Origin of the sequence: Microbacterium sp. NPDC090007 (genome assembly GCF_044748345.1) — a bacterium.
Taxonomy (GTDB): domain Bacteria; phylum Actinomycetota; class Actinomycetes; order Actinomycetales; family Microbacteriaceae; genus Microbacterium.
In genome coordinates, this window is sequence record NZ_JBIVFV010000001.1 from 1,493,118 (window position 1) to 1,507,671 (window position 14,554).

The 14,554-nt window shown below is 68.4% G+C and carries 16 protein-coding genes; all 16 read left to right on the plus strand.

Features of this window, described 5'->3' with window-relative positions; all coding sequences use genetic code 11:
• The first annotated feature begins 31 nt into the window (after positions 1–31).
• Positions 32–787, plus strand: coding sequence for an L-threonylcarbamoyladenylate synthase (locus ACIPVB_RS06980; RefSeq protein WP_400367790.1), 756 nt, complete (start codon positions 32–34; stop codon positions 785–787).
• Positions 784–1,938, plus strand: a complete 1,155-nt coding sequence (locus ACIPVB_RS06985; RefSeq protein ID WP_400367791.1) for an MraY family glycosyltransferase — start codon at positions 784–786, stop codon at positions 1,936–1,938. The genes ACIPVB_RS06980 and ACIPVB_RS06985 overlap by 4 nt, the downstream gene beginning before the upstream one ends.
• Positions 1,935–2,396: a hypothetical protein gene (locus tag ACIPVB_RS06990; RefSeq protein WP_400367792.1), complete on the plus strand. Its 462-nt coding sequence runs from the start codon at positions 1,935–1,937 to the stop codon at positions 2,394–2,396. Before ACIPVB_RS06985 ends, ACIPVB_RS06990 begins: the two co-directional genes overlap by 4 nt.
• A 152-nt stretch (positions 2,397–2,548) precedes the next feature.
• Positions 2,549–3,352, plus strand: coding sequence for a F0F1 ATP synthase subunit A (atpB, locus tag ACIPVB_RS06995; RefSeq protein WP_400367793.1), 804 nt, complete (start codon positions 2,549–2,551; stop codon positions 3,350–3,352).
• Between the two features lie 43 nt (positions 3,353–3,395).
• Positions 3,396–3,635, plus strand: a complete 240-nt coding sequence (atpE, locus tag ACIPVB_RS07000) for a F0F1 ATP synthase subunit C (RefSeq protein ID WP_055834851.1) — start codon at positions 3,396–3,398, stop codon at positions 3,633–3,635.
• Positions 3,636–3,664: 29 nt separating this feature from the next.
• The gene (locus tag ACIPVB_RS07005; RefSeq protein WP_400367794.1) at positions 3,665–4,237 is read left to right on the plus strand and encodes a F0F1 ATP synthase subunit B; all 573 of its coding nucleotides are present in this window, start codon (positions 3,665–3,667) and stop codon (positions 4,235–4,237) included.
• A complete protein-coding gene (locus tag ACIPVB_RS07010; protein WP_400367795.1) occupies positions 4,237–5,025 on the plus strand; it encodes a F0F1 ATP synthase subunit delta in 789 nt (262 codons plus the stop codon). The genes ACIPVB_RS07005 and ACIPVB_RS07010 overlap by 1 nt, the downstream gene beginning before the upstream one ends.
• Positions 5,026–5,087: 62 nt before the next feature.
• Complete coding sequence (gene atpA, locus ACIPVB_RS07015) at positions 5,088–6,719, plus strand: F0F1 ATP synthase subunit alpha (protein ID WP_400367796.1); 1,632 nt, start codon at positions 5,088–5,090, stop codon at positions 6,717–6,719.
• Between the two features lie 25 nt (positions 6,720–6,744).
• Positions 6,745–7,647: a F0F1 ATP synthase subunit gamma gene (locus tag ACIPVB_RS07020; RefSeq protein WP_400367797.1), complete on the plus strand. Its 903-nt coding sequence runs from the start codon at positions 6,745–6,747 to the stop codon at positions 7,645–7,647.
• Between the two features lie 22 nt (positions 7,648–7,669).
• Positions 7,670–9,118: a F0F1 ATP synthase subunit beta gene (gene atpD, locus ACIPVB_RS07025; RefSeq protein ID WP_400367798.1), complete on the plus strand. Its 1,449-nt coding sequence runs from the start codon at positions 7,670–7,672 to the stop codon at positions 9,116–9,118.
• A gap of 1 nt (position 9,119) precedes the next feature.
• Positions 9,120–9,380, plus strand: a complete 261-nt coding sequence (locus tag ACIPVB_RS07030) for a F0F1 ATP synthase subunit epsilon (RefSeq protein WP_400367799.1) — start codon at positions 9,120–9,122, stop codon at positions 9,378–9,380.
• 69 nt (positions 9,381–9,449) lie between these two features.
• Positions 9,450–10,199 (plus strand): YaaA family protein, encoded by a 750-nt coding sequence (locus ACIPVB_RS07035; RefSeq protein WP_400367800.1) that lies wholly within the window; start codon positions 9,450–9,452, stop codon positions 10,197–10,199.
• 100 nt (positions 10,200–10,299) lie between these two features.
• Complete coding sequence (locus ACIPVB_RS07040; protein ID WP_400367801.1) at positions 10,300–11,031, plus strand: large exoprotein; 732 nt, start codon at positions 10,300–10,302, stop codon at positions 11,029–11,031.
• A 72-nt stretch (positions 11,032–11,103) separates the two neighbouring features.
• On the plus strand, positions 11,104–12,084 hold the full coding sequence (locus ACIPVB_RS07045) for an aldo/keto reductase (RefSeq protein ID WP_400367802.1): 981 nt from the start codon (positions 11,104–11,106) through the stop codon (positions 12,082–12,084).
• 117 nt (positions 12,085–12,201) lie between these two features.
• Positions 12,202–12,975, plus strand: coding sequence for a PP2C family protein-serine/threonine phosphatase (locus ACIPVB_RS07050; RefSeq protein ID WP_400367803.1), 774 nt, complete (start codon positions 12,202–12,204; stop codon positions 12,973–12,975).
• Between the two features lie 44 nt (positions 12,976–13,019).
• Entirely contained in the window at positions 13,020–14,552 is a 1,533-nt protein-coding gene (locus ACIPVB_RS07055) for an APC family permease (protein ID WP_400367804.1), read from the plus strand.
• Positions 14,553–14,554: the final 2 nt, after the last annotated feature.

Genomic DNA, 14,554 nt, shown 5'->3' on the forward strand with positions numbered 1-14,554 from the left:
CGACGGCTGCGCGACTAGACTGGCGCGCGACATGTCTCCCGTCTACGACTGCCGTGACGAGTCGCAACTGCTGTCCGGGATGCGCCATGCGCGTCAGGCGATCGGCCGAGGCGAACTCGTCGTGCTTCCCACCGACACCGTCTACGGAATCGCCGCGGACGCGTTCAACGCGCGCGCCGTGGCGGGCCTTCTCGAGGCGAAGGGCCGCGGTCGGCAACAGCCGCCGCCGGTGCTCGTCCCGGGCATCGGGACGCTGCGGGCCCTGGTGGCCGAGATCCCCGCGGCCGTCGAAGACCTCGTGCGCGAGTTCTGGCCGGGCGGACTGACCATCGTGCTGCCCGCGCAGCCGTCGCTGTCGTGGGACCTCGGCGACACCCACGGCACGGTCGCCGTCCGCATGCCGGCGCAGAAGCTGACGCTGGAGCTGCTCGAAGAGACCGGGCCCCTCGCGGTGTCGAGCGCGAACCTCACGGGTATGCCCGCCGCGGTCGACATCGACGCCGCGCGCGACATGCTGCGCGACAGCGTGGCGGCCTATCTGGACGCCGGGCCCAGCGAGACCGGAGTGGCCTCGACCATCGTGGACGCGACGACCCTCGTCGGAGGCACCGCGCCGCAGGTGCGGGTCCTGCGCGAGGGCGCGATCTCGAGGGACCGCCTCCGCGCGGTGCTGGGCGATCTGCTCGAGCCCGACCCCGTCGACGACGACTCTGCGGCAGCGGCCGGACGCCCCCCGGCGTCGACCACGGGCGACGCGGCTCCGGATGCCGAGGCTCCGGGTCCGTGACCCAGTACCTCCTCACCATCCTGTTCACGGCGGCGGTCACGCTCGCGCTGTCGTGGGTGGTGTGGAAGCTCGCCCTGCGCTTCAAGCTCTACCCGGGCATCCGCGATCGGGACGTGCACAAGACGCCGACGCCCCGCCTGGGCGGGGTGGCCATGTTCCTGGGTGTCGTGGCGGCGTTCGCCCTGTCCAGCCGCAACCCGTACTTCGCCATCTTCTGGACCGACCCCGTGCCGGTGCTCTCGCTGCTCGCGGCGGTGCTGCTGATCGTGCTCGTCGGCGTGGCCGACGACCTCTGGGACCTGGACTGGATGATCAAGCTCGGGGCGCAGTTCGTCGCCGCGGGGGTCATCGCCTGGTTCGGTCAGCTGCAGATCCTCTCGCTGCCCATCGGTGCGCTCACCGTCGGGTCGAGCTGGGTGAGCTTCCTGCTGACGGTGTTCGCCCTCGTCGTCGTGATGAACGCCGTCAATTTCATCGACGGTCTCAACGGGCTCGTCGCCGGGGTCTGCCTCATCGCGAACGGCGTCTTCTTCGCCTACTCCTACCTCCTGGTGCGCGACACCGGGGCGAGCACGTACTTCAACCTCGCCTCCTTCATCGCCGCGGTGCTCGTGGGCGCGTGCCTGGGCTTCCTCCCGATGAACTGGACCCCCGCGAAGCTCTTCATGGGCGACGCGGGAGCCCTCATGCTGGGCCTGCTCATGGCCAGCTCGGCGGTCGCGATCACCGGCCAGCTCGACCCGGCCGTGCTCGACCCCGAGAGGATCGGGCGCTCGCAGCTGCTCGGTGCGTTCATCCCCATCCTCCTGCCCGTCGTCATCGTGCTGCTGCCCCTGCTCGACTTCGGACTCGCCGTCGCGCGGCGGCAATGGGCCGGACGCTCGCCCTTCTCGCCGGATCGCAAGCACCTGCACCACCGCATGCTCGACATGGGGCACAGCGATCGCGACGCCGTGCTCATCTTCTACGCCTGGACCGCCGTCGTCAGCCTGGCGTTCCTGCTGATGTACATCGGTACGCAGCAGAGCTGGCCCGGCGACTACGCGATCGGCGTGGCCTTCGGCGCCGTGGGCGTCATCGCGTGCGCCGTCCTCACTCTCCTCCCGTCCCGACGTCTGCGACGTCGAATCACCCGCAAGGAAGTCCGATGACCCCTCCGATCTCCAGTACTCCGATCCTGCGCAGAGCCCTGCTGTGGTCCGCCGTGGTCACCGGCGTCCTCCTCATCGTCGCGGTCGCGATCGGCGCCCTCGTCGCCGGTGGCGACGGAGCGCTGAGCGGAGGGATCGGCGCCGCGGTCGGCGCGATCTTCCCCGCGCTGACCGCGGTGAGCATCCTCATCGGCAACCGCTTCTACGGTCACCCCGCGTGGTTGCAGATCTTCTTCGGCGTCGTCCTCGGCGGGTGGCTGCTGAAGTTCGTGCTCGTGATCGTGGCCTTCCTCCTGCTGCTGCGACTGGAGTGGGTGGTCGCGCCGGTGTTCTTCTTCGCCCTGCTCGCGACCGCGGTGGGCTCGCTCGTCGTCGATCTCGTCGTCATCTCGCGGATGCGGCTTCCCGCGGTATCCGAGACCGTCCTGCCCCAGCACACCGATCCGGATGCGGTCTAGGGCATGCGGATGCAGGGTTTCCCTCGATCTTTGATAGTCTGTTCTCACGCACCTCGGCCGGTGTGCGGCGGTGACGCCGAGGCCCCGGGGAGAGCCGTTTCCCACCCTCCCCGAACCGTTTCAACGCGGTCCGAGAAGCTGGAGCCACTCCGTTGACTCAGGCGATTTCCATCGCGCACGCTGCTGACGCGCCCTATTTCTCTCCGCCCTCCATCTCGGACTTCTTCCCGCCCGAGCTGCTCTTCGCCGGAACCCCGTTCGCGATCACGCGTATCACTCTGGTACAGCTGCTCGCGACCGCCGTGATGGTGCTGATCATCGTCATCGGCACCCGCCGCATGAAGGTGGTCCCGGGGCGCTTCCAGAGCGTCGTCGAGCTCGGGTTCGGCTTCGTCCGCGAGCAGATCGCCTATCAGGTGCTCGGCGAGAAGGACGGCAAGCGCTTCCTGCCGCTGTTGACCGCGATGTTCCTCACGATCACCGCGCTCAACCTCACCGGCGTGATCCCGTTCCTGAACATCCCCGGCACCTCGGTGGCGGGTGCGCCGCTGGTGTTCGCGCTCACCGCCTACATCGCGTTCATCTACGCGGGTCTGCGCCGACACGGCCTGGGACACTTCATCAAGTACTCCCTCGTGCCCAGTGGTGTGCCCAAGGCGCTGATCCCGATCATCGCGGTCGTCGAGCTGATCTCGGTCTTCATCGCCCGACCCGTCTCGCTCTTCCTGCGTCTGCTGCTGAACATGATCGTCGGGCACCTCATGCTCGTCCTGTTCTTCTCGGCGACCAACTTCTTCTTCTTCAGCTTCAACTGGCTGACCCCGCTTGCGGCCGGCACGCTGTCCCTCGGCCTGGCGTTCACCCTCTTCGAGGTGTTCGTCGCGCTGCTGCAGGCCTACGTCTTCACGATCCTCACCGCGGTCTACATCCAGCTCGCGGTGGCGGAAGAGCACTGACGACCAGCCGACCGGCTGTTCGCCCAACGAAAGGAAACCCTCAGTGGACGCAACGACGATTCTCGCTCAGGTCACGGGCAACATCGCGACCGTGGGCTACGGTCTCGCTGCCATCGGCCCCGCGATCGGTCTCGGCATCATGATCGGCAAGACCATCGAGTCGACGGCCCGTCAGCCCGAGCTCGCCGGTCGCCTGCAGACCACCATGTTCATCGGTGTCGCCTTCATCGAGATCCTCGCGCTGATCGGCATCGCCACGCCCTTCATCTTCGGCGCACTCTGATCCACCCGATCCCCGAGTAAGGAGACAGGATGCTGCAAGCTCTTGTCACGGTCGCTGCCGAAGAGGGTGGCGGCAACCCGCTGCTGCCGGCCATCTACGACATCACGTGGTCCCTGGTCTGCTTCGCCATCATCGCCGTCGTGGTGTGGCGCGTCGCGCTCCCGCGCATCGGTGCGGTCCTCGACCAGCGCAGCGCGGCCATCGAGGGAAACATCGCCAAGGCCGATGAGGCACAGCGACAGGCCGAGGCCGCTCTCGAGCAGTACACGGCGCAGCTCGCCGAGGCGCGTCGCGAGGCCGGTGAGATCCGCGAGAACGCCACCCAGGACGGTCGCAAGATCGTCGCCGAGGCACGCGAGAACGCTGCGGCCGACGCCGCACGCATCACCGCCGCCGCCCACTCGCAGATCGAGGCCGAGCGTCAGACCGCGCTCGTGCAGCTGCGCTCCGAGGTCGGAACCCTCGCGGTCGACCTCGCGGGCAACGTCATCGGTGAGACCCTGTCGGATGACGCGCGTGCCAACGCCGTCGTCGACCGCTTCCTCGCCGATCTCGAGGCGTCCGAGACCGCACGACGCGCTCACGGTCCGGTGGGCAACTGATGGGCAGCGCGACGACTCAGGCGCGGACCGCGACAGCTCGGGCCCTGGCCGCCACGTCCGACGTCGACCTCGACGTCGCACGCGAGCTGTTCGCGGCGATCGGTGCCGTCAGCGGTTCCGCTCAGCTGAGCGGCGCGCTGTCCGACTCGTCGGTTCCGGCCGACGCCCGCACGGGGCTGGTCTCGGCCGTGTTCGGTTCGTCGTACCGCCCCGCGACGGTGGCCATCCTCGCCGGCGCCGCGCAGCAGCGCTGGTCGAACTCCGCCGAGTTCATCGAGGGTCTCGAAGAGCTGGCGATCCGGGCGACCTCGGTCGCCGAGTCGGCCGACATCGAGGCGGAGCTCTTCTCGTTCTCGCGCACGGTTGCCTCCAACGGCGAACTCGAACTCGCCCTCGGCGGCCGCATGGGCGACTCCTCGGCGAAGAGCGCTCTCGTGTCGTCGCTGCTCGAGGGCCGGGTGAGCGCGGGCACGGCACTGATCGTGACCTCGCTCGTGAGCCGGGCCCGCGGACGCCGTGTCCGTGCCCTGTTGCGTCGCGCCGAGCGCATCGTCGCGGAGCAGCGTGCGCGCATCGTCGCCACGGTGTCCACGGCGGCCCCCCTGAGCGCGGACCAGCAGACCCGTCTGCAGAACGCTCTCAGCGCACGTTATGGATCGGCGGTCACGCTGAACACCGTGATCGACCCGACCGTCCTGGGCGGCCTGCGCGTGCAGATCGCCGACGACGTCATCGACGCGAGCGTGTCCGCACGCCTCGCTGACCTCCGCCAGCGGATCGCCGGCTGAAGACTTTCCGCCCGAGCGGGCGTGATCTTGGGGGCCGTGGGCCCCACGAACGAAGGAAGACAATGGCAGATCTCTCTATCAGCCCCGAGGTCATTCGTGACGCGCTGAAGGACTTCGTCAACGCCTACGAGCCCACCGGCGCCGCGGCGACCGAGGTCGGCTCGGTCGTCGACGCGGCCGACGGCATCGCGCACGTCGAGGGCCTTCCGGGCGTCATGGCCAACGAGCTCATCCGCTTCGCGAATGGCACGCTCGGCCTGGCTCAGAACCTCGACGAGAACGAGGTCGGCGTCGTCGTGCTCGGCGAGTTCTCCGGCATCGAAGAGGGCCAGAGCGTCACCCGCACCGGCGAGGTGCTCTCGGTCGGCGTCGGCGACGGGTACCTCGGTCGCGTCGTCGATCCGCTCGGAAACCCGATCGACGGTCTCGGCGAGATCGCGACCGAGGGCCGCCGCGCCCTCGAGCTCCAGGCTCCCGGCGTCATGCAGCGCAAGAGCGTGCACGAGCCCCTGCAGACCGGCATCAAGGCGATCGACGCCATGATCCCCGTCGGCCGCGGCCAGCGTCAGCTCATCATCGGTGACCGCCAGACCGGTAAGACGGCGATCGCGATCGACACGATCATCAACCAGAAGGCCAACTGGGAGTCCGGCGACGTCGACAAGCAGGTGCGCTGCATCTACGTCGCGATCGGCCAGAAGGGCTCGACCATCGCCTCGGTGAAGGGTGCGCTCGAGGACGCCGGCGCGATGGAGTACACCACCATCGTCGCGGCTCCGGCCTCCGACCCCGCCGGCTTCAAGTACCTCGCCCCCTACACCGGTTCGGCCATCGGCCAGCACTGGATGTACGGCGGCAAGCACGTGCTGATCATCTTCGACGACCTGTCGAAGCAGGCCGAGGCCTACCGCGCCGTGTCGCTGCTGCTGCGCCGCCCGCCGGGCCGCGAGGCGTACCCCGGTGACGTGTTCTACCTGCACTCGCGTCTGCTCGAGCGCTGCGCCAAGCTGTCCGACGAGCTCGGCGCCGGCTCCATGACGGGTCTTCCGATCATCGAGACCAAGGCGAACGACGTCTCGGCGTACATCCCGACCAACGTGATCTCCATCACCGACGGCCAGATCTTCCTGCAGTCCGACCTGTTCAACGCCAACCAGCGCCCCGCGGTCGACGTGGGTATCTCGGTCTCGCGCGTCGGCGGCGACGCGCAGGTCAAGTCGATCAAGAAGGTCTCGGGAACGCTGAAGCTCGAGCTCGCGCAGTACCGCTCCCTCGAGGCGTTCGCGATGTTCGCGAGCGACCTGGACGCCGCGTCGCGTCGTCAGCTGGCCCGCGGTGCGCGCCTGACCGAGCTGCTCAAGCAGCCGCAGTACTCGCCGTACCCCGTCGAGGAGCAGGTCGTGTCGATCTGGGCCGGAACGAACGGCAAGCTCGACACCGTCGAGGTCTCCGACGTGCTCCGCTTCGAGCGCGAACTGCTCGACTACCTGCGTCGCAACTCGACCGTGCTCGACACCCTGCGCAAGACCAACGTGCTCGGTGACGACACGCTGGCCGAGCTCGAGGAGAAGATCGACGCGTTCGCCAAGGAGTTCCAGCCCGGCAAGGACGACAACGTCGTCGGCGCCGAGAAGGTCGAAGCGGCCGAGGCCGAGGACGTCAACCAGGAGCGGATCGTCAAGGGTCGTCGCTGACAGCGACGACACGAGAACGGACATCATGGGCGCACAACTGCGGGTCTACAAGCAGAAGATCAGTTCTGCTCAGACGACCAAGAAGATCACCAAGGCGATGGAGCTCATCGCGGCCTCGCGCATCCAGAAGGCGATGGCGCGTGTGCGCGCGGCGTCGCCCTTCGCGCGGGCCGTGACGAGCGCCGTCTCGGCGGTCGCCACGCACTCCTCCGTCGACCACCCCCTGACCACCGAGCGCGAGGACATCCGTCGTTCGGCGGTCGTCGTCTTCACCTCCGACCGCGGCCTCGCCGGAGCGTTCAACTCGCAGATCCTCCGTGAGGCTCTCGAGCTGTCCGAGCTGCTGCGCTCGCAGGGCAAAGAGGTCGTCTACTACCTGGTGGGCCGCAAGGCCGTCGGATACTTCCAGTTCCGCCGTATGCCGAGCGTCGCGCAGTGGGTCGGGGACACCGACACGCCCCGGTTCTCGACGGCGGAAGAGATCTCGGATGCCGTCATCGAGGCCTACCGCACCGGGGGCGAGAACGACGGCGGCGTCGACGAGATCCACCTCGTGTACAACCGCTTCGTCAGCATGATGACGCAGTCGCCGGAATCCGTGCGCCTGCTCCCGCTCAAGGTCCTCGAGGCCGACGAGGCGCCCGCGCAGTCCGAGGTGTACCCGCTCTACGAGTTCGAGCCGGACGCCGAGACGGTTCTCGATGCGCTGCTTCCGACGTACGTTCAGAGTCGGATCTTCAACGCCCTGCTGCAGTCGTCGGCCGCCAAGCACGCCGCGACCCAGAAGGCCATGAAGTCGGCCAGCGACAACGCCGACAAGCTCATCACCGACTACACCCGTCTGCGCAACAACGCGCGCCAGGCGGAGATCACGCAGCAGATCGCCGAGATCGTCGGCGGCGCCGATGCCCTGGCATCCGGCAAGTAAGTTCCCAAGGAGAGAAGAAGCCATGAGCCTCACCGCCGAGAAGACCGACGCGGCCGTCGTCGGACGCGTTGCGCGCGTCACCGGCCCGGTCGTCGACATCGAGTTCCCGCATGACGCGATCCCCGAGATCTACAACGCGCTGAAGACCACGATCACCATCGGTGACGAGTCGACCGAGATCACCCTCGAGGTCGCGCAGCACCTGGGCGACGACCTCGTCCGCGCCATCGCCCTCAAGCCGACCGACGGCATCGTCCGCGGCCAGGAGGTGCGCGACACCGGCGGCCCCATCTCGGTGCCCGTCGGCGACGTCACCAAGGGCAAGGTGTTCGACGTCACCGGTGAGGTGCTGAACGCCGCCCCCGGTGAGACCATCGAGGTCACCGAGCGGTGGGGCATCCACCGCAAGGCGCCCAGCTTCGACCAGCTCGAGTCCAAGACCGAGATGTTCGAGACGGGTATCAAGTCGATCGACCTGCTCACGCCCTACGTGCAGGGTGGGAAGATCGGTCTCTTCGGTGGTGCGGGTGTCGGTAAGACCGTCCTCATCCAGGAGATGATCCAGCGCGTCGCGCAGGACCACGGTGGCGTGTCGGTGTTCGCCGGTGTCGGCGAGCGCACCCGTGAGGGCAACGACCTCATCGGCGAGATGGAAGAGGCGGGCGTCTTCGACAAGACCGCCCTCGTGTTCGGCCAGATGGACGAGCCGCCGGGGACGCGTCTGCGTGTCGCCCTGTCGGCCCTGACGATGGCGGAGTACTTCCGCGACGTGCAGAAGCAGGACGTGCTGTTGTTCATCGACAACATCTTCCGCTTCACGCAGGCCGGCTCCGAGGTCTCGACCCTTCTCGGTCGCATGCCCTCGGCCGTGGGTTACCAGCCGAACCTCGCCGACGAGATGGGTGTGCTCCAGGAGCGCATCACCTCGACGCGCGGTCACTCGATCACCTCGCTGCAGGCGATCTACGTCCCCGCCGACGACTACACCGACCCGGCGCCGGCGACCACGTTCGCCCACCTCGACGCCACGACCGAGCTCTCCCGTGAGATCGCGTCGAAGGGCCTGTACCCGGCCATCGACCCGCTGACCTCGACCAGCCGCATCCTCGACCCGCGTTACATCGGTGCCGACCACTACCGCGTGGCCACCAACGTGAAGCAGATCCTGCAGAAGAACAAGGAACTGCAGGAGATCATCGCGATCCTCGGTGTCGACGAGCTCTCCGAGGAAGACAAGATCGTCGTGTCGCGCGCACGTCGCATCCAGCAGTTCCTCTCGCAGAACACCTATATGGCCAAGAAGTTCACCGGCGTCGAAGGCTCCACCGTCCCGATCAAGGAGACCATCGAGTCGTTCGACGCGATCGTCAAGGGTGACTTCGACCACGTCGCCGAGCAGGCGTTCTTCAACGTCGGCGGCATCTCCGACGTCGAGGCCAAGTGGGCGCAGATCCAGAAGGAGAACGGCTGACATGTCGTTGCGCGTGAGCCTGGTGTCGGCAGACGCCGAGGTGTGGACGGGAGAGGCCTCGCTCGTCGTGGCCAAGACCGTCGAGGGTGAGATCGGCTTCATGCAGGGGCATGAGCCGGTGCTCGCGATCCTCGCCCAGGGCGAGGTGCGCATCACCCGCGCCGACGGTACGAAGATCCTGGCCAACGCCGAGGACGGCTTCCTGTCGATGGCGAACGACGAACTCACCATCGCCGCCGGACACGCCGCCCTCGTTTCCTGACGCCTTTCCTCGCCGACGCGCGTCGCCCGGTCTTCCGGGCGGCGCGCGTCGCCCGTTTCCGGAGGGTCCATGCTGGTCCTGCTTCCGCCGTCCGAGACCAAGCGTCCCGGGGGAGAGGGCGCGCCGCTCGACGTCGACGCGCTCGCCCTGCCGGCCCTTCGGCCGCAACGCGAATCGGTCATCGACGCGCTGATCGCGCTGTCGGCCGACGAGGACGAAGCGGCGCGGGTGCTGAAGCTGAGCGCGAGACGCCGGCACGAGATCGCCGACAACGCGGCTCTGCGCACGGCCGCGACCATGCCCGCGGTCGACCGCTACACCGGGGTCCTCTTCGACGCCCTCGATGCCGACACCCTCGACGACGCCGCGCGGTCCTGGCTGGGCGCGCACGTCGGCATCCATTCCGCCCCCTTCGGTCCCGTCGGCGCCCTCGATGCCATCCCCGCCTACCGTCTCGCGGCGGGGACGAGCCTGCCGGGCGTGGCGCCGCTGCGGCGATTATGGGCGGCCGCGGTCACCGCGTCGCTGGGGCAGGCGAATCCCGGGTTCGTACTCGATCTGCGGTCGGAGGCGTATGTCGCGCTCGGGCCCGTCCCGGCCGACGTCGCCTCGGCCTACGTCCGCGTGGTCACCGCGGGCGAGGCGGGGGCGGTGCGCGCGCTCAACCACTTCAACAAGCACACGAAGGGCGCCTTCGTCCGCGCGCTCGCGATGTCCCGGCCCGAGGTCGACGACCTCGGGGACCTGCTCGAATGGGCGCACGCGAACGCGTGGACCGTTCGGACGACGGACACGGGCGACATCGAACTCGTCGTCTGAAAGCGGGAGTGTCAGGGAACACCCAGGTTCGCTAGCATGTGTGGCGCGGGAGACACCCGCCGGCGGACCCAGAGGGCGTCCGCCGTTCGAGAGGATCGATGTGGACATCAACTATCTCGCCTATTCCGACTACGGGGCGCCGAGCGCGGGCGAGGCGGCGCTCCTGGCCATCACGTACCTGTTCCTGTTCCTCCTCGCCATCGCGGGGTACGTCATCTCGTCGTTCCTGCTCATGCGCATCTTCGACAAGGCGGGGGTGCAGGGCAAGTGGCGCGCGTGGGTGCCGCTGTACAACTACCTGGTCTTCGCCAAGCTCGGTGACGTGTCGCCCTGGATCGTGCTGGGCTTGGCGGTGGCCAGCGCCATCCCGATCCTGAACGTCCTCGCGGGTCTCGGGCTGGTCGTGGCTCTGGTCATGATCTCGTATCGCGTGAATGCGAAGTTCGGACGTGAGTGGCCGCTGCTGCTGCTGTTCCTGCTCGGCCCGCTCGGTCAGTGGATCTTCCTCGCGATCCTCGCCTTCGGCAGAAACCCCTGGAACCCCGCGATCCGACCCGCTCCGTGGGCGAACAGCTTCCTCGCCGACAAGACGGTGTGGAACGGCATCCCCGTCCAGCCCGGTCAACAGGTCGCCGGGGGCACGAACGGTCCCGGCTACGGCGGCTCGGGCTACCCCGGCTCGGCGTACGGCACCCCCCCAGCCCCGCCGGCGCAGGGCTACACGCCCCCGCAGACCCCGCCCGCCTCGGGCACCACGCCCCCTCCGCCGGCCCCGCCCGCCTCGGGCACCACGCCCCCTCCGCCGGCCCCGCCCGCCGGCCCCCGGGTCTGACACCGTGCACCGACGAGCTCTCCGCCGCGAGGCGGGGAGCTCGTCGCCGTCGTGCGGGGCTAGCGTGAAGGCATGATCCCCGCCCCACCCCCTCTGCGTCCCGTCGGTCGCTCCGGACTCCGCGTCTCGGCCGTCGGTCTCGGCTGCAACAACTTCGGTCGCGTCGGAACGGCGACCGAAACCCTCGACGGCACCCGCGCGGTCCTCGACGCCGCGATCGAGGCGGGAGTCACCTTCTTCGACACCGCCGACGTCTACGGCCGCGAGGTCGGACTCTCCGAGACGCTCATGGGGGAGGCCCTGGAGGGTCGGCGCGACGAGGTCGTGCTCGCGACGAAGTTCGGGCACGCCGCCCTCGCGCCCGCCCTCACCGGCGGAGCGAAGGCGTCACGGGCGCACGTGCGACGCGCGGTCGAGGCGTCGCTGCGGCGTCTGCGCACCGACTGGATCGATCTGTACCAATTGCACACGCCCGACCCGACGACCCCGATCGACGAGACCCTCGATGTGCTGAGCGACCTCATCCGAGAGGGGAAGGTGCGCTACATCGGCCATTCGAACTTCTCGGGATGGCAGATCGCGGATGCCGATCACCGGGCGACGCGAGAGCGCTTCGTGTCGGCGCAGAACCAGTACAGTCTGCTCGCCCGCGCGGCCGAGCGCGAGGTCCTCCCGGCCGTCGAGCGCTTCGGACTGGGCTTCCTGCCGTTCTTCCCCCTGCACAACGGGCTGCTGACCGGCGCGTTCACCCGTGCGGGCGGGCCCGAGGGCAGTCGCATCATGCGTCAGCGCCCCCACCTGTGGCGTGAAGCGCCCTGGGACGCCCTCGAGCGCTACGAGGCATTCTGCGCGCAGCGCGGCATCACCATGCTGGAGGCCACGTTCGGGTGGTTCCTGGCCGACCCGCTCATCTCCAGCGTGATCGCGGGAGCGACCAGCGCCGAGCAGGTCCGCGCCAACGCCGCCGCGGCGACCGCCTGGACGCCGACCGCCGACGACCTCGCCGAGATCGACGGCATCCTGCCTCTCCCCGATGATCCCGCAGCGGGATGAGCCGCGACCGCGAGGCCGACGCAGCGGAGCCTCCCCGGATCGGGCCCCGGCGTCGACTAGGATGACAACGCCGTGCGCATCCGCCGGCGCAGCTGTCGGCCAACCGGAGGATCGTTCGTGCCCGAGGTGACCACACACACGCACAGCGTCCCCCTGGGCGAGAGCACCCTCGAGCTGTCCTGGGCCGCCACCACCGACACGGGTCGTCGTCGCGAGGTAAATCAGGACGCGGTGCTCGCCGACTACCCCCTGTTCGTGGTCGCCGACGGGATGGGCGGACACCTGGGCGGCGAGATCGCCAGCGCGAGCACCGTGGACCGTCTACGGGCGATGGTCGCGGGCGGATCCGTCTCGACGAAGAACATCGAGAAGGCCCTCTCGCGTGCGGTCAAGGACATCATCTCGCACCCCGACACGACCGACGAAGGCACGGGGACGACGCTCACCGGCGTGTACCTCGAGACGCACACCGACGAACCGCACTGGGTGACGCTGAACATCGGCGATTCGCGTGTCTACCTGCTGCGCGACGGAGAGATCGTGCAGGTCACGACCGACCACTCCGTGGTCCAGGAACTGATCGCCGCGGGTCGCCTGAGCCCCGAAGAAGCCGAGAACCACCCCTACGGCAACGTGATCACGCGCGCCGTGGGCCCGAGCGACAGCGTCAAGCCCGACTACCTGCGTCTCGACGTCCTCGACGGCGACCGCTTCGTCATCTGCTCCGACGGCCTCACGAAAGAGCTGACGGATTTCGGCATCCGGCACTTCCTCGAAGCGAACGCCGACCCGGCCGCCGCCGTCGAATCGATGTTGGGCGCCGCGCTCGAGAACGGCGGCCGCGACAACATCACGATCGTCGTGCTCGACGTGTCTCGCCGCACCGCCTGAGAATATTCCTTGACCGCGCCAGCCGCGGATTCTACGTTCGGCATATGACCTCCGCACCCGAACGGACCGACGGCAAAGGACTGGCCAGCGGCACTCTGGGGCTCTGGGGCTCGACCGTCATCGGTCTGGCATCCACCGCACCGGTGTACTCGCTCGTGGCCACTCTGGGCTTCGTCGTCCTGGCGGTGGGCGCTTCGGCCCCCATCGCCTTCGTCCTCGCCTTCATCCCGATGCTGTTCATCGCCTTCGCCTACCGCGAACTGAACAACGACGTGCCCGACTGCGGTACGACCTTCACGTGGGGGACGAAGGCGTTCGGTCCCTGGATCGGCTGGATGGGCGGCTGGGGCGTGGCCGTGGCGGGCATGGTCGTGCTCGCCAACCTGTCGCAGATCGCCGGCATCTACCTGTGGACGCTGGTGGGTGACGGCTCGCTCGCCGAGAACGTGCCCCTGGTCACGGCCACGGGCGTCGCCTTCATCGCCGCGATGACCTACGTCAGCTACCGCGGGGTCGAGATCGGCGAGCGCATCCAGAACGTGCTGCTCGCGGTGCAGTACCTCGTGCTGGTGCTGTTCGTGGTGCTGGCACTGTGGAAGTTCTTCGACGGGACGGCACCCAACCCGACGCCCTTCGACATCGCCTGGTTCAACCCGCTGGGTTTCACCGACTGGAGCGGCTTCACCGAGGCGGTGCTGCTCGCCCTCTTCATCTACTGGGGCTGGGACACCTGTCTCGCCCTCAACGAGGAGACGAAGGACCCGAAGCGCATCCCGGGTCGGGCGGCACTGCTGACCACCGTCATCCTGCTCGGCACCTACGTCACGGTGACGGTCGCGGCGATGATGTACGCCGGCGTCGGCGAGGACGGGGCGGGCCTGGCCAACCCCGACAACGCCGACGACGTCTTCCTGGCCCTCAAGGACGGACTGTTCGGACCGTTCGGCTGGCTGCTCGTGGTGGCGGTGCTCATCTCGGCGGTGTCGTCGACCCAGACGACGATCCTGCCGACCGCGCGCGGCACCCTCGCGATGGCGGCGTACAAGGCACTGCCGTCGCGATTCCGTACGGTGCATCCGCGGTATCGCACGCCGTCCTTCTCGACCCTGGTGATGGGCGTCGTCGCGAGCGTCTACTACCTCGGCATGACGATCATCAGCGACAACATCCTGCAGGACTCGATCCTGTCGCTGGGCCTGGCCATCGCGTTCTATTACGCGATGACCGGGTACGCGTGCGTCTGGTACTTCCGCCGCGAACTGTTCTCGTCGGCCAGGAACCTCGTCTACCGCGGCATCCTGCCGTTGCTCGGTGCGCTCATGCTGACGTACGCCTTCGTGCAGTCCGCGATCGACATGTGGGATCCCGAGTACGGGAACACGGTGCTGCTGGGGATCGGCGGCACGTTCGTGGTGGGCATCGGCGCCCTCGCCATCGGCGTCGTCCTGATGCTCGTCTGGTTCGCGTTCCCGGGCGCGAAGCCGTTCTTCCGCGGCGAGAGCCTGAACCGCGACACCGAGGTGCTCGTACCCGACGAACCGATCGCCTACCCGCGCTCGGTCGACGGCGGCATCTGAGT